The sequence below is a fragment of the Staphylococcus sp. FSL W8-1268 genome (assembly GCF_038003965.1).
Taxonomy (GTDB): domain Bacteria; phylum Bacillota; class Bacilli; order Staphylococcales; family Staphylococcaceae; genus Staphylococcus; species Staphylococcus hominis.
This window is the reverse complement of the sequence record NZ_JBBOQE010000001.1, coordinates 311,516-338,112: the sequence shown is the minus strand read 5'-3', so window position 1 is coordinate 338,112 and position 26,597 is coordinate 311,516. Positions and strand designations below refer to the sequence as shown.

At 32.2% G+C, this 26,597-nt stretch carries 24 protein-coding genes, 1 pseudogene and 1 riboswitch; of the genes and pseudogenes, 10 read left to right on the top strand and 15 right to left on the bottom strand.

All coding sequences use genetic code 11. The features are described from left to right. Positions 1–10 precede the first annotated feature (10 nt). The 3 genes from NST64_RS01620 to NST64_RS01610 all read right to left on the bottom strand — a co-directional run bounded on the left by NST64_RS01620 (position 11) and on the right by NST64_RS01610 (position 4,290). Positions 11–2,518 (bottom strand): glycosyltransferase, encoded by a 2,508-nt coding sequence (locus NST64_RS01620; protein ID WP_340731023.1) that lies wholly within the window; start codon positions 2,516–2,518, stop codon positions 11–13. Between the two features lie 220 nt (positions 2,519–2,738). After that, the gene (locus NST64_RS01615) at positions 2,739–3,326 is read right to left on the bottom strand and encodes a sugar O-acetyltransferase (RefSeq protein ID WP_107632371.1); all 588 of its coding nucleotides are present in this window, start codon (positions 3,324–3,326) and stop codon (positions 2,739–2,741) included. A gap of 94 nt (positions 3,327–3,420) precedes the next feature. Continuing rightward, positions 3,421–4,290 carry an SDR family oxidoreductase gene (locus NST64_RS01610; RefSeq protein WP_002449495.1) on the bottom strand — a complete coding sequence of 290 codons (870 nt, stop codon included), beginning with the start codon at positions 4,288–4,290 and terminating at the stop codon, positions 3,421–3,423. A gap of 196 nt (positions 4,291–4,486) precedes the next feature. Between NST64_RS01610 and NST64_RS01605 the strand changes: the two genes are divergently transcribed. From NST64_RS01605 to copZ, 3 genes are all read left to right on the top strand, one after another. Then, complete coding sequence (locus NST64_RS01605) at positions 4,487–4,693, top strand: hypothetical protein (RefSeq protein ID WP_049334771.1); 207 nt, start codon at positions 4,487–4,489, stop codon at positions 4,691–4,693. A 134-nt stretch (positions 4,694–4,827) separates the two neighbouring features. After that, entirely contained in the window at positions 4,828–7,215 is a 2,388-nt protein-coding gene (locus tag NST64_RS01600) for a heavy metal translocating P-type ATPase (RefSeq protein WP_107632370.1), read from the top strand. A gap of 88 nt (positions 7,216–7,303) precedes the next feature. Further along, a complete protein-coding gene (gene copZ / locus NST64_RS01595) occupies positions 7,304–7,513 on the top strand; it encodes a copper chaperone CopZ (protein WP_002449345.1) in 210 nt (69 codons plus the stop codon). Between the two features lie 37 nt (positions 7,514–7,550). On the opposite strand, the gene NST64_RS01590 is transcribed toward copZ, so the two are convergent. From NST64_RS01590 to NST64_RS01545, 10 genes are all read right to left on the bottom strand, one after another. After that, entirely contained in the window at positions 7,551–8,549 is a 999-nt protein-coding gene (locus NST64_RS01590) for a D-lactate dehydrogenase (protein WP_002454817.1), read from the bottom strand. Positions 8,550–8,576: 27 nt separating this feature from the next. Further along, the gene (locus NST64_RS01585) at positions 8,577–9,746 is read right to left on the bottom strand and encodes an aminotransferase class I/II-fold pyridoxal phosphate-dependent enzyme (RefSeq protein ID WP_107632369.1); all 1,170 of its coding nucleotides are present in this window, start codon (positions 9,744–9,746) and stop codon (positions 8,577–8,579) included. A 68-nt stretch (positions 9,747–9,814) separates the two neighbouring features. Next, positions 9,815–9,929: riboswitch (SAM riboswitch) on the bottom strand. A 63-nt stretch (positions 9,930–9,992) separates the two neighbouring features. Next, a complete protein-coding gene (locus NST64_RS01580; RefSeq protein WP_049437208.1) occupies positions 9,993–11,498 on the bottom strand; it encodes a phytoene desaturase family protein in 1,506 nt (501 codons plus the stop codon). Between the two features lie 11 nt (positions 11,499–11,509). Continuing rightward, on the bottom strand, positions 11,510–12,376 hold the full coding sequence (locus tag NST64_RS01575; protein WP_002449387.1) for a phytoene/squalene synthase family protein: 867 nt from the start codon (positions 12,374–12,376) through the stop codon (positions 11,510–11,512). A 29-nt stretch (positions 12,377–12,405) separates the two neighbouring features. Then, a complete protein-coding gene (locus NST64_RS01570; protein WP_186308215.1) occupies positions 12,406–13,527 on the bottom strand; it encodes a glycosyltransferase family 2 protein in 1,122 nt (373 codons plus the stop codon). A gap of 14 nt (positions 13,528–13,541) precedes the next feature. Further along, positions 13,542–15,050, bottom strand: coding sequence for a phytoene desaturase family protein (locus tag NST64_RS01565; protein ID WP_049437205.1), 1,509 nt, complete (start codon positions 15,048–15,050; stop codon positions 13,542–13,544). Continuing rightward, positions 15,040–15,537, bottom strand: a complete 498-nt coding sequence (locus tag NST64_RS01560; RefSeq protein ID WP_002449252.1) for a glycosyl-4,4'-diaponeurosporenoate acyltransferase CrtO family protein — start codon at positions 15,535–15,537, stop codon at positions 15,040–15,042. Before NST64_RS01560 ends, NST64_RS01565 begins: the two co-directional genes overlap by 11 nt. Positions 15,538–15,726: 189 nt before the next feature. Then, positions 15,727–16,455, bottom strand: coding sequence for a hypothetical protein (locus NST64_RS01555; protein ID WP_002449188.1), 729 nt, complete (start codon positions 16,453–16,455; stop codon positions 15,727–15,729). Positions 16,456–16,880: 425 nt separating this feature from the next. Next, positions 16,881–18,305, bottom strand: coding sequence for a phosphate--AMP phosphotransferase (locus NST64_RS01550; protein WP_107632367.1), 1,425 nt, complete (start codon positions 18,303–18,305; stop codon positions 16,881–16,883). Between the two features lie 111 nt (positions 18,306–18,416). Further along, complete coding sequence (locus NST64_RS01545) at positions 18,417–19,475, bottom strand: PTS transporter subunit IIC (protein ID WP_049419053.1); 1,059 nt, start codon at positions 19,473–19,475, stop codon at positions 18,417–18,419. Positions 19,476–19,764: 289 nt separating this feature from the next. Between NST64_RS01545 and NST64_RS01540 the strand changes: the two genes are divergently transcribed. From NST64_RS01540 to NST64_RS01515, 6 genes are all read left to right on the top strand, one after another. Continuing rightward, positions 19,765–20,331, top strand: coding sequence for a TetR/AcrR family transcriptional regulator (locus NST64_RS01540; protein WP_107632366.1), 567 nt, complete (start codon positions 19,765–19,767; stop codon positions 20,329–20,331). Positions 20,332–20,488: 157 nt separating this feature from the next. Beyond that, on the top strand, positions 20,489–21,433 hold the full coding sequence (locus NST64_RS01535) for an LLM class oxidoreductase (protein WP_107632365.1): 945 nt from the start codon (positions 20,489–20,491) through the stop codon (positions 21,431–21,433). A 12-nt stretch (positions 21,434–21,445) separates the two neighbouring features. Then, positions 21,446–21,682, top strand: a complete 237-nt coding sequence (locus tag NST64_RS01530) for a DUF896 domain-containing protein (RefSeq protein WP_002449423.1) — start codon at positions 21,446–21,448, stop codon at positions 21,680–21,682. Between the two features lie 391 nt (positions 21,683–22,073). Continuing rightward, complete coding sequence (locus tag NST64_RS01525) at positions 22,074–22,841, top strand: class I SAM-dependent methyltransferase (protein ID WP_142805688.1); 768 nt, start codon at positions 22,074–22,076, stop codon at positions 22,839–22,841. Continuing rightward, the gene (locus tag NST64_RS01520; RefSeq protein WP_049419063.1) at positions 22,810–23,235 is read left to right on the top strand and encodes an NUDIX domain-containing protein; all 426 of its coding nucleotides are present in this window, start codon (positions 22,810–22,812) and stop codon (positions 23,233–23,235) included. Before NST64_RS01525 ends, NST64_RS01520 begins: the two co-directional genes overlap by 32 nt. Beyond that, positions 23,228–24,097 carry a DMT family transporter gene (locus NST64_RS01515; RefSeq protein ID WP_107632450.1) on the top strand — a complete coding sequence of 290 codons (870 nt, stop codon included), beginning with the start codon at positions 23,228–23,230 and terminating at the stop codon, positions 24,095–24,097. Before NST64_RS01520 ends, NST64_RS01515 begins: the two co-directional genes overlap by 8 nt. 91 nt (positions 24,098–24,188) lie before the next feature. On the opposite strand, the pseudogene NST64_RS01510 reads toward NST64_RS01515, so the two are convergent. Both NST64_RS01510 and NST64_RS01505 read right to left on the bottom strand, forming a co-directional pair. Further along, positions 24,189–24,361, bottom strand: a pseudogene (locus NST64_RS01510) (VOC family protein); the annotation flags it as partial. 52 nt (positions 24,362–24,413) lie between these two features. Continuing rightward, positions 24,414–25,268 carry a fructosamine kinase family protein gene (locus NST64_RS01505; protein ID WP_107632451.1) on the bottom strand — a complete coding sequence of 285 codons (855 nt, stop codon included), beginning with the start codon at positions 25,266–25,268 and terminating at the stop codon, positions 24,414–24,416. Positions 25,269–25,493: 225 nt separating this feature from the next. On the opposite strand from NST64_RS01505, the gene NST64_RS01500 reads away from it, so the two are divergent. Next, positions 25,494–26,564, top strand: a complete 1,071-nt coding sequence (locus NST64_RS01500) for a quinone-dependent dihydroorotate dehydrogenase (protein ID WP_002488261.1) — start codon at positions 25,494–25,496, stop codon at positions 26,562–26,564. Positions 26,565–26,597 lie beyond the last annotated feature (33 nt).

Below are 26,597 nucleotides of genomic sequence, written 5' to 3'. Positions count from 1 at the left end.
CCGTTTTTTACTATTTGAGTAGTTTATAAAACTCTTTAAGTGCTAATTGATTATATTCTTGTGCATTAAATACTTCATATTGAGATGGTCGTTTTTGAATACACTGTTCTAATGCCACTGTGATATCATCAATATCATGACTCACAAGAGTACCATATTTACCATTACCGAGTACATAGCGGTTTGCTATAATATCTGACGCGATAATATGAACTTTTAAAGTTAATGCTTCAAGTAATACCATTGATTGTCCTTCATAATGAGACGTTAAGCAGAAGACGTCTGCTTGTTTCATGATATAGTATGGATTCTTCCTTTGGCCTAATAAAAAGACATGTTTTTCTAATTTCAACCTTTTTATTTGTTGTTCTAATTGAACACGGATAGGACCTTCCCCCATAATATATAACTTTGTATGCGGATGACTGACATGTACTTTACTAAATGCATCAATAAGTAAGTCAAAACCTTTTTCAGGTGATAATCGTCCTGCAGTTACAATTTTGAAATCGTCTTCCTTAAATGGTACTGAACTTATATCCCTATTATTGATGCGTACGAGTACGGATTGGTGTTGTTTTTCAAATTTTTCAGAGTCATCTAATTTTAGTTGATTGATTTTATTCAAATTAATCGTATTTCTGGAAGTAACAAATTTCTTATTCAATGATTTATCATTGATCTTCTGTTTATTTTGATCTTTAGAAGCATCGGATACACATACTAATTGATCAAATTGACTATACAGCGAGAGTACACCTTTTAAATTTTGATAATGTATTTTAACACCGTTAACTTTTCTTTCCATATCTGCTTTAATATCACTATGTAAATAAATCAATTTACGTTTTACTTTTGTTGCTAAAATTAAATTAGCCCAAAACATAGAATACCCACTAAAATCAATCGCATAGTCGAATTGGCTATGACCAAATACTTTTCGCATTTCTCTTTCGTATACTTTCTTCGGATATATCAAATGTTCTAACGTACTTTTTAATCCTCTCTGTCTTACGAAATCGATACTATACATTTCTTTCAATGATGCTGCTAATGGAGGTACTCTCAAAATAATTCTAACGTTCTTATTAATACGATTTAAGTTATTTAAAACTTCAAGATTTTTACTTTTATTAGTAAACAATGTAATGTCGTATTTTTCATAATCGACATTTTCTAATAAATTAATGATAGACGTTGTAATACCATTATTTTTCATACCACCAGGATAAATTAACACTCTTTTCTTAGCACAGATCTTACGTTTAGGACGCTTACGTTTACCCTCAAACAGTATGTTAATAAGTGTTTCAGTAACAGTTCCATCATCTAGATAGGTATATTGACGTTTAAAATATTGATATTTTTTCTTTACTGAATCATCATCATATACTTTTTGCTTGATCGCTGTAATCACATCTTCAATATGATGAACGACAGGACCAGGTAGGTCACGATTAGCAATATACATACCTCGTGATGATTGATATTCATCCAAATCTGGAGTATAGAAGACAATCGGTTTATTGGTTACTAAATAGTCAAAGAAGATACTTGAATAATCTGTAATCATTAAATCGACGATCGCTAATATTTCATTGGTATCAAAATAATCAGGAATTAAATAAGGTTTTAAACGTTTTATTTTAAGCGCGTCTTTATATAAATAAGGATGGACTTTGACTAACACTTGATAATCTAGATGATGTTTAAGTTTTTCAACTTCTTCAACGATATGATTTAAACTTGCCTCTGGTGCATTGACATCCTCGCCTCTCCAAGTTGGACAATACAATAAAATACTTTGTTCTTTACTAATATGAAGATAATGATTCAACTCGCTAATCATGTCTTTTCGATTTGAATTTAAAGTTAAATCGATTCTAGGATATCCAATTTCCAAAAATTCTCCACCATAAATATTTTCAAGTCTAAAGGCTCGTTTAAAAATCGTCGTCGTATGGTGATTAGGACTAATTAAGTAATCGCTGCTTAAAAAGTTTTTAATAATATTTTGAGAACCATAAAGACTATTTTCAATGTCTAATCCCATATATTTTAAAGGTGTCCCATGCCATGTATTGATATACATTTGTTTTGGCTTTTTAATGAAATAGTATGGAAAAGTAGAATTATTAATTAAATACTTACTCTCCGTTAATGCTTTCAAATATTCTCTTGATTCTTTAATAACAAACTCTACATTTTTATAGTACTTAAACCTTGCTTTATAAAATAGCAATGTTTCGTGATGATCTACTACCCATATGTGTTTATATTTACGATAACGAGGTTGTTGAATTAAACTTTTAAATATTGCATATGGACTATCTGTGATACTTTTTCCATCTCTCACTTGATATAGTATCTGATATTCCTTAACGTTATTTTTTTTATAATATTTAGCGTAAGTCATTACTTTACTTGTATAAGCAGATTTATTTTTTCTTTGTATTGGCTTAAATAAAAAATTCAATTTACGTCTTAATTGATTTGTAAGACATGTCTTAAGTGTCATATTCATTATCCTTTCTAAGTTGCTTTTATTTCTCTTAAGTTGTTTCATTAAAATGAATTGAACTATTTCAATGATGCACATATAGTAATACACACATTCAGCACTCTACAATTATATCATTTAATTATATTATATAATAAATATTTAATTTCAATAAAAATTGTTATTTTACATAAAAATCAACCTTTAAGCATACGTGTTACTGCTTAAAGGTTGGTTACTAGTGATTAGGTATATTTATCGTTTCATTTTGATCAATCGTTCTTATCACTTTTGCTGGCACTCCAGCAGCTAAACTATTCGGTGGAATATCGTTTGTTACAACACTACCTGCTGCAATAACTGAGCCATCACCAATTGAAACACCTGGTGTCACTGTCACACTCGCACCAAACCAAATATTACTTCCTATATGAATAGGTTTTGCCAATTCCCATCCTTTATTACGATCTTGATAATTGAGTGGATGATGTGCTGTATATAGTCCACATGATGGTCCTATAAAGACGTTATCGCCGATCGTAATGCTACCACCATCCATCAAATAACTATTGCTATTGATAAACACGTTTTCTCCAACTTTTATATTCCAACCATAATCTGTGTCAAATGGACTGCTGATTGAAAGTTGTTTCGCTTCATAGCCAAGTAATTCTTTTAAAATCGCTTGGCGTTTTTCTATATCACTAGGTCGTGTATGATTATATTCAAAGCATAAGTCTTTAGCACGCTGTCTGTCCATTCTTAATTCCTTATCAAAGTTTGCATCATACCATTCGTGTGCTAACATTTTTTCTTTTTCAGTCATTGTCTTTTCCTCTTTTCTTTCTATAAATATAAAAAGTATTCTCCCTACGCTATACGTAGACAGAATACTTTATTATCTTCATAAGTACTACATACTAAGACGTAATATAATCGCCACCATTAACATGGATAATTTGACCTGTAATATAAGAACTATCTGCATAACTTGCTAAGAATACATAAGCTGGCGCAAGTTCAGCAGGTTGACCACGTCGACCCATTGGTGTATCTCCACCTTGATTTTCTACCTTATCTTCATCAAATGTTGATGGAATTAATGGAGTATAAATTGGACCTGGCGCTACACCATTAACACGAATTCCTTTTTCCATCAATGATGTTGCAATAGAACGTGTGAACGACACAATAGCACCTTTAGTTGCTGAGTAATCAATAAGGTGACCAGAACCACGATAAGCCGTTACACTTGTTGTATTAACAATTGCATCACCTTTACTTAAATGAGGTACTGCAGCTTGTGTTAAGAAGAACATACCAAAAATATTTGTTTTAAATGTTTCATTGAAATGTTCTGGTTTAATATCTAAAAAGTCTTCATTAGGAAATTGCACGCCACCATTATTTACTAATATATTAAGACCGCCAAAATCGTTAACAACAGTTTCAACAAGTTTTTTTGATTGATCAGCATCTTTTAAATCATGAGAATATGCTTTTGCTTTAACGCCGATTTCTTTTAAACGATTGATGGTATCTTCAGCATCTTCATGTTCATTATAATAACCAATAGCGACATCAGCGCCTTCTTTGGCGTATAAAATAGCTACTGAACGACCAATACCGGAGTCACCACCAGTGATTAATGCGACTTTTCCTTTTAGTTTACCGCCTGCCTTGTATTCTTCCATTTCAGCAATAGGTCTAGGATCCATATCTTTTTCAGAACCTGGTTGTTTTTCTTGTGTATAACCTTTAATTTTTTTATGAAAATCTAATAAGTCCATACCTCTTCACTCCTTCTTTATTTACTTAACCGTTCCCATTTCTTTGATTTTTAAAACAAAATGACTATGCTTACTACTTTTGAATGATACAAAGTCCGTACTAGAGATGCATGAAATTTTAACATAGAGTCTTTATAATATAATTAATCTAAACAACGACTCATATAGAGATAAAGATAAAAAGGAGTGTTACAACATGAAAGGTATTCTAAAGGGTATCATTACCATTCTTATCATTTTAGGGCTTGTAAAAACAGTTCAAGATCATGATTTAATGAATGAAGCCAACCAATACTATAATGAAGCTAAAAGTGGTGAACTTATACGATCTATCACTCATCCAAACTTCAATAATTTTAAAGATTTAGATTTAAGTCATTTTAAACCATCTGATTTCTTTTAGTATTCATAGCTATCATGAATAAGAGAACAATGTACTCATTTTATTTAGAGTAACGTTGTTCTTTTTTTATTAAGCAAGGTCATTGACTAACATACCCTAAGGGGGTATATTGAAGATGATAGGAGGATGAACATATGACTCAAAATCATCAGATCACCTTGAATATCATTGGCATGACATGTGCCGCTTGTTCTAATCGTATTGAAAAACGATTGAATAAAATAGATGGCGTTCATGCTCAAGTGAATCTGGCAACTGAAAAAGCAACCATTGATTATCCTAACGATCAATATGAAGTAAGCGATTTTATTGAAACGATTCAAAAATTAGGATATGACGTTGAAACAGATAAAAGTGAACTAGACGTTATAGGTATGACGTGTGCTGCTTGTTCTAATCGTATTGAAAAAGTATTAAATAAAACAACAGGCGTTAAGCAAGCAACAGTCAATCTAACCACAGAACAAGCAACAATTGATTATTATCCAGGTCAAACTGATGTTGATACGCTCATTGGACGAATACAACATCTCGGCTATGATGCTAAACCTAAACAATCAAAAAAAGAACAAGCTTCTCGTAAAGTTCAAGAATTAAAAAGAAAACGTAATAAACTCATTATTTCAGCAATATTAGCTTTTCCATTACTTTTAACGATGCTTGTTCATTTATTTAATGTACCATTACCTAAAATATTTATGAATCCTTGGTTTCAATTTATCTTAGCCACTCCCATTCAATTTATTATAGGATGGCAATTTTATGTTGGCGCATACAAGAATTTACGTAATGGTGGTGCCAATATGGATGTTCTTGTAGCACTTGGTACTAGTGCAGCTTATTTCTATAGTATTTATGAAATGAGTAAATGGTTATTAGACTCAAACGCACAGCCCCACCTTTATTTTGAAACCAGTGCTGTTTTAATCACTTTAATTTTATTTGGCAAGTATTTAGAAGCACGTGCAAAATCACAAACAACACATGCTTTAAATCAATTATTAAATTTACAAGCCAAAGAAGCACGTCTCATTAAAGATGATGGAACAGAAACAATGGTTCCGCTTCAAAATGTTCAAGTTGGAGACACCTTACTTGTTAAACCAGGAGAAAAAATTCCAGTAGATGCAAAAGTCATTAAAGGGACAACAACCGTAGATGAATCCATGCTAACTGGAGAATCCATGCCTATAGATAAAACAGTTGATAATGAAGTGATTGGTGCAACACTAAATAAAAATGGTGTCATTACCGTTCAAGCAACAAAAGTAGGTCAAGATACCGCTTTATCTAATATTATTAAAGTAGTTGAAGAAGCCCAGAGTTCAAAGGCACCTATTCAACGTTTAGCAGATATGATTTCTGGCTATTTCGTACCTATTGTTATTGGTATTGCCGTACTCGTCTTTATCATATGGATTATTTTCGTTCATCCTGGTCAATTTGAAGATGCACTCGTTGCCATGATCTCTGTATTAGTGATTGCTTGTCCATGCGCATTAGGACTTGCAACGCCAACTTCTATTATGGTTGGTACAGGACGTGCAGCAGAAGAAGGTATCTTGTTTAAAGGTGGCGAATATGTAGAACGTACTCATCAAATTGATACAGTGGTATTTGATAAAACGGGTACGTTGACACATGGTACACCAGAAGTGACTTACTTTAAAGGTGATGATACTTTATTACAATATGTAGCTTCTGCTGAAAATAATTCTGAACATCCTTTAGCAACCGCGATTGTTAAGTACGCTAAAACAAAACAGCTTACTTTAACAAATATAGAGCACTATGAAACATTACCAGGTCATGGTATTAAAGCTATAATCAATAATAAGACATTATTCATAGGCAACCGGTCATTAATGTCAAATCATCATATTGATACAACATCTTTATTAGATGAAATCACCCAAATTGAACAAAAAGGACAAACTGTCATGTTGATTGCATATGATCAGATATTACGTGGTTATATTGCTGTAGCAGACACTGTTAAATCTGAAGCCAAAGTTGCGGTTCAAGAACTAAAAGACATGAATTTACGTACGGTAATGATTACAGGTGATAACCACTCTACAGCTCAAGCTATCGCAAATGAAGTTGGTATTGATCATGTGATCGCCAATGTTCTTCCGGAAGATAAAGCTAAACATGTTGCTCATTTTCAAGATAAAGATGAGAACGTTGCGATGGTTGGCGATGGTATTAATGATGCACCTGCTTTAGTTCAAGCAGATATTGGTATTGCCATGGGAACAGGTACTGAAGTCGCAATTGAAGCGGCTGATATTACTATCTTAGGTGGAGACATTGCTTTAGTTCCTAAAGCGATTCACGCAAGTCATAAAACCATTCGAAATATCAAACAGAATCTTTTTTGGGCGTTCGGTTATAATGCTGCTGGTATTCCTATTGCTGCAATGGGCTTACTCGCTCCATGGATTGCTGGTGCAGCGATGGCATTAAGTTCTGTAAGCGTTGTAACTAATGCATTACGTCTAAAACGAATGAAATTATAAATGAATTTTAAGCTTTATACTTTCATAAAAATTTAAAAAGCGTAAAATATGGGTATAGTCATTATGAAGTACTCGGAGGTGACAATCAATGATTAATAAAGTCATTAAAGTAGATGGTATGAGTTGTGACCATTGTAAAAATACAATCGAATCAGCATTAGCTAAAATTAATGGTGTAAGAACTGCTGAAGTAGACCTTGATAAAAACGAAGTTCGTGTAGATTATAATGATGAACTCGTTTCAACGAAAGATTTACATGATACTATTGAAGATCAAGGCTATGATGTTAAAGAATAATAAAAAAGTTGGAGGTAACGCTCCAACTTTTTTTATTTTAATTTACTCTTAGTTTAGTCGTACCACTAGTTAAAACATCCATAGTTGCATCAAGTGCATCTACTATGAGATTTTTGACGGCCGCTTCTGTATAGAAAGCAATATGTGGTGTTAAAATAATATCTTCTCTTTTGATAAGTTGCTTTAACAATACATCATCTATCTCTTTTCCACGATAATCACCTGGGAATAACCCTCTTTCATATTCATATGTATCTAATGCAGCCCCTTTAATTCGACCACTATCTATAACAGAAAGTAAAGCTTGTGTATCTACAATTGATCCCCTTGCCGCATTCACAAATACGGCACCTTTTTTAAAGTTTGAAAAAACAACATTATTAAACAAATGATGATTATATTTCGTAGCTGGAATATGCACGGTAACAATATCAGCTTCTTTAATTGCTGCTTCTAATGTATCTTTATAATCAACAAATTTTGCTAAAGCGGTATTTGGAAATGGATCATAAGCAACAACCTTGCTGTTATAACCTTTTCCAAAAATTTCTGCCACAATCGAACCGATGCGTCCAGTACCAATTACTGCCACAGTTAAATCTCGGATAGATTGTGATAATATAGAAGGTTCCCAACGAAAATCATAATTGCGCACTTTATGTTGAATACGTTTTTGATACCTTACAATATTGATAGCTTGTGTAACAGCAAATTCAGCAATTGAACTTGGAGAATACGAGGGTACATTTGAGATAATGATGTCGTATTTAGTAGCTAAATCTAAGTCATACGTGTCAAATCCTGCACTACGTTGTGCAATTTGCTTAATTCCATATTGTTTCAATTTCGCAAAAACCTCTTCTGAAATTGGATGTTGTTGAGATAACGATAGACCATCAAATCCTTTTACAGTATCAACTGTTGTCTCTGTTAACATTTCTTTGGTTAAATCAACATCAACATTGTTTTGTTTCGCCCACTCGTTAATATATGGTATATCTTCATCTCTTACACTCATAATTTTAATTTTGGTCATATATTGATCATCTTCCTTCATAATTTTTTAACTATGCTTTGCTTTATACATATCAGCTAGGTCCATTAATCTACTAGCTGCTTCTTCTAACCATTTATCGTCTAATGCAAGTGAGATACGCACGTAATGTTTTCCATTTTCACCAAATGGTATACCTGGAGCAACTAAAATAGATTTCTCTTTTAATAAATATTGTTCAAAGGTTTCACTATCATAATCTGGAGGTGTACGTAACCATGAATAGATACCGCCTTTAGAATGCACAAATGGTAGATGGGCTTCACTTAATTTTGCTTCAAACTTGTCTCGACGCCGTTTAAATGTTTCATTCTGTTCTTCTAAAAATTCATCATAATGATTAAGTGCATACGTCGCTGCATCTTGTAACGCACCAAACATTCCAGCATTTGTATGCGTTTGATATTTCTTTAATGCTTGAATCATGTCTTTATTTCCTACTGCAAACCCTACTCTGAAACCTGACATATTATATCCTTTTGAAAGTGAGAAAATTTCAATGGCGACATCTTTACCGTGTTCTGAAGCAAGTATGCTTGGATTTTTAGCATCAAAGCCAAAAGCACTATAAGCAAAGTCGTGCACGATTTTTGTCTTTGTACCTTTGAATCGTTCAATTGCTTCATCAAATACTTCTTTTGTAGCCGTTGATCCTGTTGGATTATTGGGATACGTTAAATAAACAAGCGTTGTGTTGTCTAGTACTCTCTTATCTACATTATCCCAATTTGGCAAATAATCTGGAGGATCTAAATTTAATGGAACAGGATTGGCATCTGCAAGCATCACTCCTGCTAAATAATCTGTATATCCAGGATCTGGAAGTAGCACATTTTCTCCAGGATTAACAACACATGTAGGTAACGCTACTAATCCATTTTTTGTACCATATAAAATACATACTTCATCTTCCTTATCTAATGTCACATTGTACTGACGTTGGTAAAAATTAACAATGGCCTCTTTAAATGATTCTTTACCATGAAAGGCACCATATTTTTGATTTTCAGGAATGCGAATCGCTTCAGAAAAATGCTCAATAATACCTTCTGGTGTTTCACCATCGGGAATGCCTACTGCCATATTAATAAGTGGTAAAGGGCCATGTTCTACTTTACGGCCCATCGTTTTTCCAAAATAGCTATCAGGAATGGCTGCTAATCTTTTTGAAATAACCATGTTATTCCTCCTTAAATAAAAAGCTATATACCACTTTTGTGTGGCATATAGCTTCATAAGATATATGTCACTTATCTTTGAGGTTATTTATTATCCTCTTGGAATTAGCACAGTACTTTATATTTATGAAGCCTGTTGCTGAAGTTTCATTGGGCCAAATCCCTTCACTTCTCTCGATAAGTTCTTACGTATTAAGTCTTATTTTAACATTACACTGATAATTGTCAATTTTCAGATTTATTTATTCTATTTCATATTTTTTATATCTTCTAACATAGCCTCTGCTGTTATTTTAGCACTTGTTAATACAATGGGTACGCCTGCGCCTGGATGTGTACTTGCGCCTGCAAAATATAAATCTTTATAATCACGGGACACATTAGGCGGACGGTAATAATTGCTTTGTGCTAAAGTAGGCATTAATCCAAAGGCTGTACCGAATTTAGCATTATAATGTGTTTCAAAATCTAAGGGTGTAAAAATAGTTTCGGATACGATATCGTTACGTAATCCTTTAAGTGATTCAATTGTTTCTGTTTTTTTGTAAATTTCATTTTTAACCTGTTCAATTATGGCTGGATTGTTCCAATCGATTTGACCTGTTTTAAGCTCAGGTACTGGCATTAAAATGTACATACTTGTTTTTCCTTCAGGAGCCAATTCCTCATCTTCAACGGAGGGGAAATAAAGATATATAGAAGGGTCTTTCGGCAATCTTCCTTCAAAGATATCGTCAATATTCCCTCTAAAATCTTCAGCAAAAATCACATTATGCAAATGAACTTTATCTTTCAAATCTCTGTTTATTCCTGCATAAATTAAAAATGCAGAACATGAATAATCCATTTTATCTATCTTAGCAGGTGTATATTTCTTAAGTGGAGAATGACTTGGCATAAGATGTTGCGCTGCATATGGGAAGTCTGCCGTACATAATACTTTATCAAAACGACGAATATCTCCGTTCACTCTTAAACCATCCGCACGTTTAAATTTAGGGTCTATAATAATTTCTTGAACGTCTGAATTTAATTCAATACTGACTCCTAAATCTTGTGTAAGACGATGAAGACCTTTAGCAAAGCTATACATACCACCTTTGATATAATATACGCCATGCATCATTTCTATCATTGGGATAATTGAATAAATTGAAGGACCTTGCTTTGGATCGATCCCTATATATAGTGTTTGAAAAGCAAGTAATTTACGAATCTTTTCATTTTTAACATAGCTATCAATAAGATGATTTGCTTTACCAAGTGTTCTTAATTTCATGCCTCTATATAAAGCAATCGGATTATAAAATTCACTTGGTTTGCGGAAAGTGCGCTCTAAGAAATACTTACGTGCAATGTCATAACGTTTATAGACATCTGTTAAAAATGACATAAATCCATGTGTAGAACCTGGTTCAATCGCTTCTAAAGTCTGACTTAATTGAGGTAAATCTGTAGAGACACTTACTTTATCTTTATCTGAAAAATAGATATCAAAAATATGTGACAATTGGTGCATATCAATATAATTTTCAAAGTGTTTGCCGCACTCCTCAAATATAGCTTTATATACATCAGGTACCATAACAATAGTTGGACCTAAGTCAAAAGTAAAACCATCTTTTTTAAGTTGGTTCATTCTTCCTCCAACTTTTCCATTCTTCTCAAATATTGTCACATGATGTCCTTGTGAAGCTAATCGTGCTGCTGACGCCAATCCAGTGATTCCTGCGCCTATAACGGCAATATCCATAAACTTCCCACCTATTCTTTTACTTTATATTCTTTCATTAATTCACGATAAATATGATTCTTTTTCCATTTGGAAACGTAAACACGCTGACTAAATGTGTAATTCGCTTTCCTTGTCTCATCAAGAATGCTTTTATATACGCGAGCTGCTAATTCTATAATAAAACGTGCTTCTTTGTCATACACATCTAGATGATTAAGTACCGCTTCATAGTCATTCTCCGCAATCGTTGCATAATATTCCCACAATTTTTTATATTTTTCAGAAGGGCCACTATTCATTTCATCATCCATTGATACGCCACATTGTTCTAATCGTTCGATACTTAAATAAACACGTCCGTTGTGATAATCTTCACCTACATCTCGAAGTATATTTGTTAGTTGTAAAGCTTCCCCTAGTTGTTTTCCATTTTCATATGTTTCTTTTGTAGGAGAAGTAGATAATACAGGTATAAGTAATACACCAACTGTTCCAGCGACGCCGTAACAATACTCCATTAAGGCATCATCAGTATCAAACATTGTAAAGGATTGATCATTCATAACAGTATCTATTAATTCATATAATGCATAGTAATTCATTGGAAATGTTTGAGCTGTATCTGCAAAAGCAGTCATAATATGTTGATCACTTTCAAACGATTTTTGAATATCTGATTGATGCTCGATACGTTGTACATCCTGTTTAATTTTATATAAATAATCGACATCTTGGTGAATATCAATACTATCGTCAATAATCCGACACACGGAATAAATCGCCCAGATAGCTCGTCGTTGTCGCTCTGGTAATAAATCAAATGCAAATGAAAAACTTTTAGAATAATCTTTCATTATTTTATGACAGTACTGATAACTTTCTTCTACAAAACTCATGAAGCGTCCCCCTGTTATACTTTACATGTTTAATTAATTTTAAAAGTACGCCCTTTCCATCTTACGTTTTTAGTAAAATGTGTCTGACAATATGAATTTATAAATACAAATACAAACACCACAAATAATAATGGATTCATGATTAAAAATACTATCGAAAAACTCCCTACACGCTTATGCAATCTTATAAATTGAATAAGATATAAGAAGTAAGATAATCCTCCCCATTTTTTTGATACGGTTTTCGTAATAAAACTGAGCAACAATAAGGTGTGACTAAATGTTATTCCCATCATCCATGTCATAATCATCAACATTATCGTACCTTCAGTTCCAGAAGCACCAGTCGCAAAATGTTTTGTCCAACCTTGTATCAGTGATTTAGCCCCTTCCTCATACATTCTAAATCCTACAAAACCTTTACCTTCATAACAGGATACAGGTAGATTATATTTCGAGAAAGCTTGAGCAAGAGCAAATCCTTCAATAATATGACATTCAGCATTTTTATGACCTTGGGTTAAAACGTAATCCTCTTTCTTCATTACTGTAACTGGACCAAATGCTAATGTTTGCTTATGATGAGATAAACTTGAAAATTGATTCATTCCAACAACTGTCATCAAATTAAATAAAGCTGAAAACTGTTCATATGCTTTTTTGACGAGATGATAGGGTTGAATACTTAATAGTCCACGATATGATTGTTTTTCATAAGCTTGTAATATAGATTCTAAAGCATGTGAATCTAATAGCTGTACATCAGCATCTATAAAGATAAAAATATCTGACGTTGCATACTGAACACCTTGATAACAAGCAAACGATTTACCATACCATCGTGCATCGTCACCTTCTACGACATCTATTACTTTAGCACCGTAAGATAATGCTACTACTCTAGTATTATCTTTAGATCCATCATTCATCACAATAATTTCTGGAGAGATAGACTGTTGATTTAAGCTCGTCAATAAGCGTGGTAATCGAATTTCTTCATCTCTAGCCGGAATAATAATACTGATAGATGGATAATTTTTCTTAGTTGTTTTTTTATTATATTGAAGTAGTCGTTGACGATTATACATAAAGTATCCGCTCGCTATTGAAGCACCGAGTAATGGGTATAATAGTTTAGCTAATCGTTTCATCATTGAGTGTCTCCTTAAGGCTGATATTTTAATAATTTCGCCTCTTCTATGGCATTAATTTTATCTGCTACTTGTTGTCCACTCAGTGTTACCATTGGCATACCTCCACCTGGGTTGACAGAACCGCCAACAAAGAATAAATTATCAAAATATTGACTTTGTTTAGGAAATTTAAAACCTTTGTTTTTCTTTTTATCTGCCACTACTCCATAAATGGCACCTCTATTCGATGCGTAATTGCTCTCAATATCATGAGGTGTCCATACATCTTCATAAATAATATGTTCTCTTAAATTGGTTAAACCCATGTGTTCTAGTTTATCTAAAACTCTTTCTCGAAATTCATCATATTGTTTTTTAGTAAACGGTTGATCTTGGATATACGGAATATGCGGTAGTACTTTTAAATTTTCGTATCCCTTAGGAGCTTGTGCTTTGTCTGTTTTATTACTATTAACGAGATAAATGGTAGGGTCTTGTGGTAACACTTTCTCATGAAAAACTTCATGATAATTTTGTTTAGAATTATTTGAAAATAAGAAGTTGTGATGAGCCAATTGAGGATAAGATGTATTAACACCTAAATGCATCACATAACCAGAACTAGCGGGTTCAAATGTTTTTTCTAACTTTTCCAACTTTTTATCGGAAAAATGAAGTAGATCTCGATACGTTGGTATGACTTCTCTATTAGAGACAATGTAATCAGCATGAATGTGCTGACCATTATCAAGTCTTACTCCTATGACTTGATTGAAATAGGTATCAATGCTTGTTACGTCAATACCTTTATGAATCTGAACCCCTGCTTCTTCAGCAAGTCGTTCTAAAGCATTGGCTAAATGATGAATACCACCTTTGACATACCATAATCCTTGTTCATACTGCATATGTACTAACATAGTTAATACAGCAGGTGCATCATATGAAGACGATCCAACATATTTGATAAAATATCCTAACATATCTTGAAGTTCAGGTTTGTTTATATATCGATTAATCGCTTGTTGCATTGTTGAAAAATAATCTACACCTTTTAAAGATTTAAAAGGACCCTGATATTTAAGAATGTCCGTTACCGTATCTAAACCTAAAGCGAAGTATCCATCTTCAGTAAATCGATGTATTTTTTCTGCATAATTTAGAAAATTAGATAATTGCTGAATATCATAGTCTGTTAAATGGCTATTCTTATTTTCCGTCTGTTCTAAATCTTCATATAAGTCAATCACTTTACCATTTGTAAAAAAACTACGCCATTGAAGTGGTAAGCGTTCAATTGTCACATAATCTGCCATTTCTTTATTACTATGGTAAAATAAATTTTCAAAAATATGAGGCATAGTTAGGATAGAAGGGCCTAAATCGAAACCAAATCCTTCGGTTTCTAATCGATTCACTTTACCACCTATATGTGTATTTTTTTCAAATAAATCTACGTGATAACCACTTTGCGCTAAACGTATAGCAGCTGATATACCTCCTAATCCACCGCCAATAACGACAATTGTTTTATTCGCCATCATCGATACCTCTCTTGTACTTTAATTGGTAATATCTTTCTAATCTTGGTCGATTATAACGTTGTGTCAATATAATCGGTACATTTGCTAATAAAGCATATAGTATGTTTATTGTTTTAATACATTTAGGTGCTTTTACAAAGACAATAACTGGCAATATAGAAAGCCAATGTACTAATTCAGCTCGTCTCATTTCGATAATCATTTTATAAACACTTTCTTGAGTTAGTGGTTTCAAAACATGCTTATTATAAACATTTTTATTTAGGCATTCTCCTTCTGGAATATACCCTTTCCATCTATTAATAAGAAAAAGACGATTCCATAACTGCCCACCTTGTTCAAATGGAAATGTTTTAAACCAATGATGATATGTATCAAAAAAAGAACTAGGCACTTTTGTAAATAAGTGAGATAGCGACATTTGAGTAACCGACCAATATACACTATGATATAATCCTAATTTCACTATTTTGTTTATACTCAATTCATATCACCCTCTTTCAATATAGTTATATTAATTATAATTAAAATAATTAATCATTAAAAGAAAGTAGTTTGATATGTACTAAGCAAGAAATTAAAAATATTATATTAAAAAATAAAAAAAGGAGGACGACATTGTCGTCCTCCTTTTTTGATAACTCGATGTCCTATCCAGTTATCTACTTAAATCTTACCACCAACCGTGACCTTGGCGGAAAGCAATTGCCGCATCCCATGAACCATAACGTGATTTAGCATAGTTAACCATACCTTGAGTTTGTGTAGCTACTGAACCAGTACCCCATGCTTCTTTAGTTTGACCTAAACCTCTGTAACCAATTGGATTAACAGCATTTGGATTACCACCTGATTCAGGCATTACGATAGCATTCCAAGCAGCTTCAGTACCACCGTTAGCTAAGAATTGAGCTTTAACTGATCCACCAGTTGAAGCAGTTGAGTATGAAGTAGTTTTTGGTGCTGAGTATGAAGTTGTACGAGCACTGTAGTTACTGTAGCTAGACGTTTTTTGTACTGGAGCTGAAACAGCTTTTACATTTGAAGTACTAGCTTGGTTATTTGCACTTACTGATTGAGTTGAAGCTTGATTATAAGAATCAGTGTAGTCAGTAGTTGATTGAGCTGTGTCAGCACCACCAGTGTAAGTGTAGTTCCAAGACCAAGTGTTACCATTTGAAGTGAAAGTATATTTGAAACCATCTTGTACGAATGAAATGTTATATGCTCCAGCTTGTACTGGGTGAGCATTTAATTCAGATGGGTTATTTTGAGCTAAGTCAGCTAAATGAGAATAGTTAGTTGTTTGTTCAGATGCATGTGCACTGTGATCGTTTGTTAAAGCATATCCTGTTAAACCTAAAGTTACTGCTAATGACGAAGCGATTACTGTCTTTTTCATAATAAATAATTCCTCCAAAATTGAAATATATATTTTCGTTATGTTTCATTCTTTATTTAAGATTAATTTCTGTTTTGATTTATTGTTTAACTTTTGACAATAGCTACTATAACACAAAATTTGTAGAATAGTATTACGCTTATTTTACAAAAAATTACAATTAACCTATCATTTTGTAATATTGAAATATATTAAATACTTCTTGTAATATATAAAATCTATCAATATGGAGTTTATTTTTATTATAAATTAACGTTTTACAATACTTTCTTACAAAATTTACAATACTTTAACGCCATTAGTCATATTACAAATTAATATTTTGTTACATTACTGTAATATTTTTAAAATGTAATTGGTTATTTAAATTCTTTACTTTTGATAAAAAACAAGAGCTTGTGCGTAATAAGTTTCCTTATTTACTTTTAATAATCTTTTACTCCCCAAAGTACCTTTTCACAATTACGAATAATATATTTTAGTATTTCAATACGAGAGGTTTTTTTATGATCAGCAGGGACAACAAGCCATGGTGCATAGGATGTATTTGTTTTCTCAACCATATCATGACTTGATTCCACGTATAAATCCCATTTTTCTCTATTTCGCCAGTCTTCATCTGTAATTTTCCATTGTTTATTAACATTTTCTTGACGATCTTTAAAACGTTTTAATTGTTCTTCTTTATCTAATGTAAGGAAGAATTTTAAAATAATCGCTCCTTCATCTGTCCACATTTTCTCAAATGCATTAATTTCATCATATGCACGTTGCCATTCATCGATAGTAGCAAATCCTTCGACACGCTCTACTAATACACGACCATACCAACTTCTATCGAATAATTCGATGTGCCCTGTTCTTGGCATTTCTTTCGCAAATCGCCATAAATAATGATGTTTTAATTCAACATCTGTAGGAGCACTAATGCCATTCACTCGATAACCCGTTGGATCTAATTTTTCTCTAATTCGTTTAATATTTCCACCTTTACCAGCTGCATCCATACCTTCAAATACTAAAATAAGTGGAATCTTTCTATCATATAAAGCGAATTGAATTTCTCTCATACGATTTTGCAATTCCTCAATGAGCTGTTTATATTCATCTTTTTTTACTTTATCCACCTTTCTATCAAAAAGGTGTGTTTTAAAATTAGAATGAAATTTACCGTCTCGCTGTTCTTCTTTTTGCTCATGCTTCTCAATCGCTGTTTCAAGATGTTTGATAATATGTTCATACATTGTTTCGATTGCTTTTTCTCTTTCGGTATAATCAATGATTTCCCATGCTTTATCATTTTTTATAAATTGACGCATATCTTTAAGGTAAATATCTGTTGGAAGTACATTACTATATTCTTGAACTTTCCAACGCGTCAATGGGTTATCTTTGGTTTGTTGAATATGTTCTTGACGCTTTTCTTCATTAATTTCTATGAAAAACTTAATGATTTCATAGTGATCTTGTTTAAGCATATTTTCAAAAGAAGAAATTTGTTGTTTGAGTACATCATAGTTTTTATATTTGTCGTGTTTAATTTTATTTTCTCTATAATCTAGATAATGAGAATACCAGCTTCTAAAATAAATATTTATATCACCTTTTTTAGGTAAGGTATTCCAATATTTTTGTAAAAATTGATATCTTAAATCATCCTGTTTAGGTGACTGTGTCGCAATAAATTGTGTATACTTCGCATCTAAATTTAATAATAACTCATTAGATAAGCGCGTCTTCCCAGATGCAGGTACACCTTCAAATAATATCATCACTGGAATGCCTAGTTCATGTGTACGTCGTGTTAATTCTGCTGTTTTTAATGCTAAAGCTTTAATTTTTTTCGCCATTAACCCTTCATCCTTTTAATCTTTTTTCTATTTTATTGTAACATTATTGACGTTTATCATTTAAATTTAAAAATGCCTGAGACAATTCATCATGTCCCAGGCTTAATACGTTTATCCCATAAATTTGTAAATATCATTTGTAAATAATTTTAAGACTCTGCGTAAAATAACATCTAGTATAAATGCTGTTACTAAAGGTACAACAAAAAAACCAATAATAATTAGGATGATACTCATAACGGCTGAATCGACATGTAAAAATTTAAATGCACTAATCGGCCCAATCATGCCAATAAATCCAAATCCTGCAGATTCTTTTGTTCCAGCAATACCGATAAGACTACCCACTACACCAGAAATCGCTGCGGTAATCAAAATAGGTAACATAATAATTGGATATTTCACCATATTTGGCATCATCATTTTCACGCCACCAAAGAAAATAGAAATTGGTACTGCAACACGATTCACTTGACTTGTGCCAATAAGTAAGACAGCTTCGGTAGCTGAAATACCAATTGAAGCTGAACCTGCTGCCAAACCTGTGATACCAATAGCAATAGCGATAGCTACTGTTGATAATGGGGAAATAATAATAAAACTAAATACCATTGAGATTAACATACACATCAATACAGGTTGTAATTCAGTGAAACTATTAATCATATTACCAATCGCAATATTTATAGTATGTACATATGGTAGGATGAGCACACCAATTGTAGCTGAGATACCTCCAACAATTGTTGGATAAACAATCAATGCCATACTTCCTACGCGTTTTTCAATAAGTAAAATAAATAAAACTGCAATTGCTGCAGTAATCATCGTATTGATGAGGTCACCAATACCTGCAATAATCCAAGCCCCATTCTTAAATTGAGCAGCGCCACTTCCTACATAAGCTGCACTTGATACGACTGCAATCGCAAGAGGAGTCATATTAAATTTAATTGCAATTAACGCACCTACTAATGCTGGTACAGTAAATTGTAATGCTTGAACAACATGTAGTAATGTTGCAAAAATAGGATGGTGATGCATAAGTGCTTTAAAGATTTCACCTAAAATGGCATTCGGTACTAAACCTACCACAATCCCAATAGCCACTCCGGAAAGTACTCTAAAAATAAAATCTCCAACGCTTATTTTTCTAAGTTCTGTTGTCATTCTTATACCTCCTATAATATTTTGTTGTTGTATTAAGTAATGATAAAAAATACTATAACACATTTTCTAAATTTTCAGAATATTTATTTTATCATTTTCTTAAATTTTTCTGGTTTTATGGATATTTTAAGAATTTTGACCAATAATATGTATGTAATTTAAAAAGAAAAAATGAGTTTCTTCTATTATAATAGTTTAAAACAGAACGATTAATCATACTCTTTGACAACCTTCTTTGTTCGTTTAATAATTTAAAGTAATCACATTTTAAAATGAAAGGGGTGTCTTTGTGCCAAGCAATAAAGTTGATCCAAGAGTCATACGTACAAAACAATTACTCGTAGAAGCATTTCTAAATGTGTCACAAGAAAAAGAAATGACCCAAATTACAGTAAAAAATATTACTGACCGTGCTACTGTTAATCGGGCTACATTTTATGCACACTTTAATGATAAATATGAAATATTAGATTATTCATTATCAATGACTATTCTTAAAGATATTAAAGAAACGTTGTCTATTTCAGAAACGCTCAATGGTCAGATTATCTCTAAATTATTTGTCTCGATAGCATATTATTTGGAAAATGTACAAAATGCTTGCAAACTCAATCGTGAGACATTTTGTAACCATGCTCATAAATGCATTAACAACGAGTTGGAAGCTATTTTTACCCTTATGTTACAACATAAATATCCCGAGCACGATTCTAGTATTATTGAAAATAGCGCAAGTTTTTTAGCCGCTGGTTTATGCGGGTTGGCAAGACATTGGTTAGATACAAGCGAACTAAGTGCTGAGCAATTTATTGATCAAAACTTACCGTTTTTACTTCACCATATTACAAATCTATAATTCTATAAACAACACTTACAGTCTTAATGATTGTAAGTGTTATTTTATAGAAAAGCATGCGACTTGCATAAAATGATTATTTACGTTATATTATAAACAACACTTGTTGTTTAGATGATGAGTGTTGTTTAGATAAAGTTTAGTTAGGAGGGGTGATATGTCCAAGATAGAAAATCATGAGAGTTTTAAACGTACCTTTAAAAATCATAAATTAACATTAGGTCTATCCATACCATTTGATAGTAAAAATAAAGAGCATATTGATTTTAATGAACAAGTGAAGTTTGCACAACAAGCTGAACGATTAGGATTTACAAGTTTATTCGTGAGAGATAATCCACTTTATAGTCCTCATTTAGGACCCGTAACTGAAAATTATGACCCATTTGTTTTCCTAACGTATTTAAGTGCGTTTACCTCAAAAATTGCACTTGGGACCAGCAGTATTGTGGCAACACTACGTCATCCTATCCATTTAGCTAAATCAGCAGCCTCGCTTGATCTTATTTCCAATCAACGTTTATTACTCGGTATGGCTACCGGTGATCGCGCTTTTGAATTCCCTGCATTTAAAGTAGATGAAAGTGCATTAACAGAACGTTATCAAACAACCGTTCAATCATTAAGAGCGCTTTGGCAATCACATTCACCCCAAATTTCAAATTCGATTTTTGAATTATATGAAGATTCTGGGTTACAAGTATTGCCTAAACATCGTACGATTCCGATGTTTGGTACAGGCTACTCAAGACAGTCCATCTCCTGGTTACAACAGCATATGGATGGTTGGCTATTTTACGCTCAACCTTTTCAAGATCAAAAGAAATTAGTTGAAGCTTGGCACAGTGGGACTGACCGATTCAAACCGTTTATGAATATCCTAATGATTGATTTATCCCAAAATCCAAACGAAACCGTTAAACCAATCAAAGGTGGTTTCCGTACTGGACGTAAAAATTTACTACAAATATTAAAAGCTTATGAATCCATTAATACAAATCATATTATCTTAAGATTTACAAATAATGATCGTGATATCGAAGCACTTATAGAAGAAGTTGGAACATATATTACACCCCATTTTCCAGCTCATACCAATTAGGAGGAAGAAATAATGAGAGAATTATTAGAAAGAATTAATCAATTAGCAAATAAAGAAAAAGTTGAAAGTTTGAGCGTTGAAGAAAAACAAGAACAACATCAATTAAGACAAGAATATTTAGGTATGATAAGAGGTCAAGTACTTCATACGTTCTCAACGATGAAAGTTGTCGATCCACTTGGCCAAGACGTTACACCAGATAAAGTGTATGCCTTAAGAGAAGAATACGGCAACATTCAAGAAAACTAAAATTTTATTATCAAGACTTAGACTGCCTTCAAAGTTCTGACTTTGAGGGCAGATTTTTTATGTCCATATTTTGAGTAAAGTTCTTAATTGAATCACAGCTCATTTTGTTGAAACCCTTTCCTAGGGAAACTATAAAGTAATTCTTTGATTTTAATAATTAAAACTACTTAATGAAGTGATTTCTCATTTATGTTCGTTTATGCAACTGATTCTATATACCACTCAACAAATATATTTCATAGTCTATCGTAGAATAGTTCAAGCCACAAATGTTTATTTATAAGATATATTCAGGTATAGAATCAAACATCATAACTTATCACGATAATAATTATGATATTATATAAAATAAATATATAATAATATATAAAACAACTAAGAAGGTGCATCTATGAATAAAGTATCAAGTAAACACCATTGGGAAAATGTATGGAAGTTTTCTAACAACAAAGAATCATATAATTTCCCACCATCAAGAATTGAAAGAGCAAAAGATAAATTAAAAACATTTATTTATAATGAATATTATTTTAGTCCAGGCGATAAAGTATTAGAAGCTGGATGCGGGGATGGGGCCATCCTATTCAAACTTATTGAGAAATATAAAATTGAAGGACATGGTATTGATATTTCTGAAAATGCAAAAAGTATTGCAACTGAGTATATGATTAAAACTGGAATCAAATTTAAGTATGTTATTGGAGATGTTCAAAAATTACCTTACCCTCAAAATACATTTGATACAGTTATTTCATTAGGTGTTATAGAACATTTTCTAAACCCTTATAAAGTCATGAATGAAATGTATAGAGTATTGAAAACTAATGGACACCTTATATTAATGACACCAAATAAATATTCGTTTGGTATTTTAGATAAGAAAATAAAAATTTTATTAAAAGTTTGGAAATTTGGTTATCAAACGGAATATAGCGTAAATGATTTAGAAAAGATAGCTAATAAATATGGTTTTAAAGTAGTCTCACGAAATACTGAACTACGAAAGACTTTTAAGAACGACTCAATCAGTTTTAAACTGATTTCATCAATTGATCAAATATTAAATGTTTTTAATAAAAATTTTGGATTCTACAGTTATATCTACCTCATAAAGGAGGTAGATATAAATGATTATAAATCATATCAAACTTCAATTTAATGAGACAGTTACAAAATATGATTCTGTTTTAATTGTTTTAACCTATCAAGGACATCTTGTGTTTGTTAAAAATAAAAAAAGAGCATGGGAATTAACAGGAGGTAAGGTAAACCATAATGAAACGATGAATGAGACAGCTATCAGAGAGGCTTATGAAGAGTCTGGCGCTGTCATCAATGAAAGTGATATAAACTATTTAGGTTACTATATACTACCAAATGGCCATACCACTACAATTACAAAAGCTGAAGTAAGCTATTTTAAAGATATACCGAAATATTCAGAAACTACTGAAAGAATACTTACGAAAGAACCATTAGACAAAAAGTTATTATCATTTCAAGATGGGTTATATGAAGAAATTTTTAAATATTTAGGGGCATACCATGAATAATGTTAAAAAAGGGTATTTATTTAATATTATTTCCGTAGCAATCATGTCTTTAACCCCAATATTAAACAAACTTTCACTCACTGATTTATCACCTATTCAAGCAAGTTTTTTTAATGCTTTGTTTTCAACTTTAATATTATTAATAACTGTATTACTCGATAAAAGTAAAATAAAAATCTATCATAACAAATTTATATGGCTCTTAGGTATTACTAATACAATAGGTATTTTACTCCAATATGTAAGTTTAAGTTTGTTAGATCCAGTTAGTGTTGGATTATTAGGAAGATTTTATATTATATTTGCGTTGTTTCTTTCAGTGCTCTTTCTAAATGAAACGTTGTGCAAAAACGATACCCTTCCTATAATTTTTGCTGTTATAGGTTCATTCTTGATTACTCATTTTTCAGGTGATTTTAACAGTATATTAGGTGTGATTGCCACCCTATCTTATACATTCTTTTTTGCGCTAACGAATATGTTAGCTAAAAAGACCGTCAAAGACATTGATTCTAAAACCATCTTACTATACAATCAGGCGACTTCTACTTTGTTGCTAGGTATCATATTAATTGTGACTAATCATTTACATACCATACATATAAGCATAGGCTTGTTCTCTATTTTACTTTCTGCTTTGTGTAGTGGCGTAATAGGACTTTTATTATTTTATGAAGGTTTGAAATACATTTCGTTTCGTGAAGCGAATATTATAAGAACCCTCAATCCTATATTTGTGTTTATATTTTCTCTCCCGTTTTTCCCTTTACCATTAACGCCTAAATTCATAACTGGCGCGATTTTAATCATTATTTCTATCATTTATATGAATCTATATAAAGATAAAAAAACGTCTTCATGATAACTTTTTCATTAAAAATGCGCCCCACCATTAGATCTCATTCTAACTTTGGGGCGTATATTGATTGGCGTATTTTATAAAATTAATTGAACTAACAAACTAAGAAATTATATTTATGTCCATCTGGATCAGCAAATGTTGCACCATAATATCCTTGAGAAATCTTAGGTTCATCAATCACCTTACCACCTAATGCTTCCACTTTATGCATTAATTCATCCACTTCATTATTAGTTTTAACACTAATGATATGATGACTTCATTAAAGACGAAATAAAAAACTTCAGATTAAGAAGACTTAACCCGAAGTTTTCTATTAGGCTAATATTTGATCCATTGAGCGATTCACACTACTTGCATACATACCACCAAATTTAACTAAATGCACCATGAATAAATATAATCTATAAAACTCTAAACGTTTTTCTGCTCCTTTTCCTAAAGGATAATGTTTTTCATATTCATTATAAAATTCTTGTGTAAATCCACCGAAGACAGTAGTGATACCTAGGTCAAATTCTCTATCTCCATATAACGGTGCTGGATCAAATAAAGCAGGACGTCCATCTTTTAAAAACATATAATTACCGCCCCATAAATCACCGTGTAAAAGAGACGGTTTACTGTTATGATTTTCTAATTCATGAATCATAACAGAACGTACTTGTTCGTATACTTTATTATCTTCTTCGTTCCATAAATTTTTACGTAATAGTTCATCTCTTAAATGGTCCATACGACGTTCTACGAAAATTTCACTCCAAGACTCTGACCATGTATTATCAAATGAGACATCAGCACCTTCATAGGGTAACTCGAATCCAAACTTACCTTCTGACTGTTGATGACTATGCATTTTGGCTACAAGTTGTCCTAATTCTTTTTGACTTCCTTTACTGCCTTCTTCTAAATAACTGAGTAATAGATACGCATCGCCATTAATTTCGCCATTTTCAATCACTCTTGGTGCTGTAATATCTGCTTTTTCAAATGCTTCTAATCCAGCCATTTCGGCAGCGTAGAAAGAGGATTTACGATTTCTTTGAATTAATAAAAAATATATATCATCGTTTGTTGTAATTTTAAATGCTTCATTTACATCTCCACCGCTTACTGGTGAAATATCTTGAATACTCTCTAAAGGCAATTGATTTTTCCATTCTGATTTCATTAATTATCCTCCTTAGTCCAATTCTTTATCTACTATTCTATTACCTAAATAGAGGTTCTTTAACCTTTGTCATTCCAAAATGATATAAAGTTAGGCAATTTTTCAAACACTTTCAAATTAGACTATTCATTTTTAAGCGAACGTGCTAGTCTATTAAAGGAATGTTTTTTCAATGATATTAAATGAGGATCGTAAGCCTCAAATACAATGAAATGGAGCATTATTATGTACAAATTAATTAAACCTCTTTTATTCAAAATCGAACCTGAAAAGGCACATGGATTGACAGTAGATGCCTTAAAATTCACTCAGAAAAATGCTTTTTTACTACCTTTTGTAAATAAATTATTTACATATGAACACCCCTCTCTTTCACAAAACATTAAAGGGATAACATTTAAAAATCCAGTTGGTTTAGCTGCTGGTTTTGATAAATCATGTGAAGTGCCTAAAGCACTTGAAAATGCTGGTTTCGGTGCTCTTGAACTTGGCGGCATCACACCTAAACCCCAAGACGGCAATCCTAAACCACGGATGTATCGCTTACTTGAAGATGATGCCTTAATCAATCGTATGGGCTTTAATAATATAGGTATGAATAAAGCTTTATGGAATTTAAGACGTCATGCTTACACGATTCCTGTAGGTTTAAATGTGGGCGTTAATAAAACGACACCTTACGAAGAACGTTATCAAGATTATATTAAAGTCATCGATGCATTTAAAGCAGATGTATCATTTTTCACTGTGAATATTAGCTCACCTAATACTGAAAATTTACAAAGTTTCCATGATAAAGATGAATTTTCAATGTTATGTCATGCTTTAACAGATTATAAAGCACAACATGAAGTGAATGTCCCAATTTTTTTAAAGCTCACTTCAGATTTAGAACTTGAAGGTTTTAAAACTATTTTACCTCAAATTACAGAAACCTTTGATGGTATGATTTTAGCCAATACCACACGTCAACGTGGTGGATTATCTTCTCCAAATAAAGTAGAAGACGGAGGTTTAAGTGGTCGACCTTTATTTAAACGTAATTTAGAACTTGTAAAATGGGCTTATCAACAAACGAATGGCGAATTTTTAATCATTGGTACAGGTGGTATTTTTAGTGCACAAGATACTATTCAAATGATGCGAAATGGTGCGTCACTTGTACAAATCTACTCATCCCTCGTGATAGAAGGCCCTGGTTTAACTAAAAAGATTAATCGAGATATTGCTAAATATTTAAAAGCAAATCATTATAGTAATATCAGTGAGATTATTGGACTAGATGCTAGACGTTAAAACATTTCACTAAACGATATGTAGTGCGCTATA

Excerpts from the sequence above, each read along its gene's own strand:
- NST64_RS01620 (WP_340731023.1), bottom strand. The coding sequence starts at position 2,518 with ATGACACTTAAGACATGTCTTACAAATCAATTAAGACGTAAATTGAAT.
- NST64_RS01615 (WP_107632371.1), bottom strand. The coding sequence starts at position 3,326 with ATGACTGAAAAAGAAAAAATGTTAGCACACGAATGGTATGATGCAAAC.
- NST64_RS01610 (WP_002449495.1), bottom strand. The coding sequence starts at position 4,290 with ATGGACTTATTAGATTTTCATAAAAAAATTAAAGGTTATACACAAGAA.
- NST64_RS01605 (WP_049334771.1), top strand. The coding sequence starts at position 4,487 with ATGAAAGGTATTCTAAAGGGTATCATTACCATTCTTATCATTTTAGGG.
- NST64_RS01600 (WP_107632370.1), top strand. The coding sequence starts at position 4,828 with ATGACTCAAAATCATCAGATCACCTTGAATATCATTGGCATGACATGT.
- copZ (WP_002449345.1), top strand. The coding sequence starts at position 7,304 with ATGATTAATAAAGTCATTAAAGTAGATGGTATGAGTTGTGACCATTGT.
- NST64_RS01590 (WP_002454817.1), bottom strand. The coding sequence starts at position 8,549 with ATGACCAAAATTAAAATTATGAGTGTAAGAGATGAAGATATACCATAT.
- NST64_RS01585 (WP_107632369.1), bottom strand. The coding sequence starts at position 9,746 with ATGGTTATTTCAAAAAGATTAGCAGCCATTCCTGATAGCTATTTTGGA.
- NST64_RS01580 (WP_049437208.1), bottom strand. The coding sequence starts at position 11,498 with ATGGATATTGCCGTTATAGGCGCAGGAATCACTGGATTGGCGTCAGCA.
- NST64_RS01575 (WP_002449387.1), bottom strand. The coding sequence starts at position 12,376 with ATGAGTTTTGTAGAAGAAAGTTATCAGTACTGTCATAAAATAATGAAA.
- NST64_RS01570 (WP_186308215.1), bottom strand. The coding sequence starts at position 13,527 with ATGAAACGATTAGCTAAACTATTATACCCATTACTCGGTGCTTCAATA.
- NST64_RS01565 (WP_049437205.1), bottom strand. The coding sequence starts at position 15,050 with ATGGCGAATAAAACAATTGTCGTTATTGGCGGTGGATTAGGAGGTATA.
- NST64_RS01555 (WP_002449188.1), bottom strand. The coding sequence starts at position 16,455 with ATGAAAAAGACAGTAATCGCTTCGTCATTAGCAGTAACTTTAGGTTTA.
- NST64_RS01550 (WP_107632367.1), bottom strand. The coding sequence starts at position 18,305 with ATGGCGAAAAAAATTAAAGCTTTAGCATTAAAAACAGCAGAATTAACA.
- NST64_RS01545 (WP_049419053.1), bottom strand. The coding sequence starts at position 19,475 with ATGACAACAGAACTTAGAAAAATAAGCGTTGGAGATTTTATTTTTAGA.
- NST64_RS01535 (WP_107632365.1), top strand. The coding sequence starts at position 20,489 with ATGTCCAAGATAGAAAATCATGAGAGTTTTAAACGTACCTTTAAAAAT.
- NST64_RS01530 (WP_002449423.1), top strand. The coding sequence starts at position 21,446 with ATGAGAGAATTATTAGAAAGAATTAATCAATTAGCAAATAAAGAAAAA.
- NST64_RS01525 (WP_142805688.1), top strand. The coding sequence starts at position 22,074 with ATGAATAAAGTATCAAGTAAACACCATTGGGAAAATGTATGGAAGTTT.
- NST64_RS01520 (WP_049419063.1), top strand. The coding sequence starts at position 22,810 with ATGATTATAAATCATATCAAACTTCAATTTAATGAGACAGTTACAAAA.
- NST64_RS01515 (WP_107632450.1), top strand. The coding sequence starts at position 23,228 with ATGAATAATGTTAAAAAAGGGTATTTATTTAATATTATTTCCGTAGCA.
- NST64_RS01505 (WP_107632451.1), bottom strand. The coding sequence starts at position 25,268 with ATGAAATCAGAATGGAAAAATCAATTGCCTTTAGAGAGTATTCAAGAT.
- NST64_RS01500 (WP_002488261.1), top strand. The coding sequence starts at position 25,494 with ATGTACAAATTAATTAAACCTCTTTTATTCAAAATCGAACCTGAAAAG.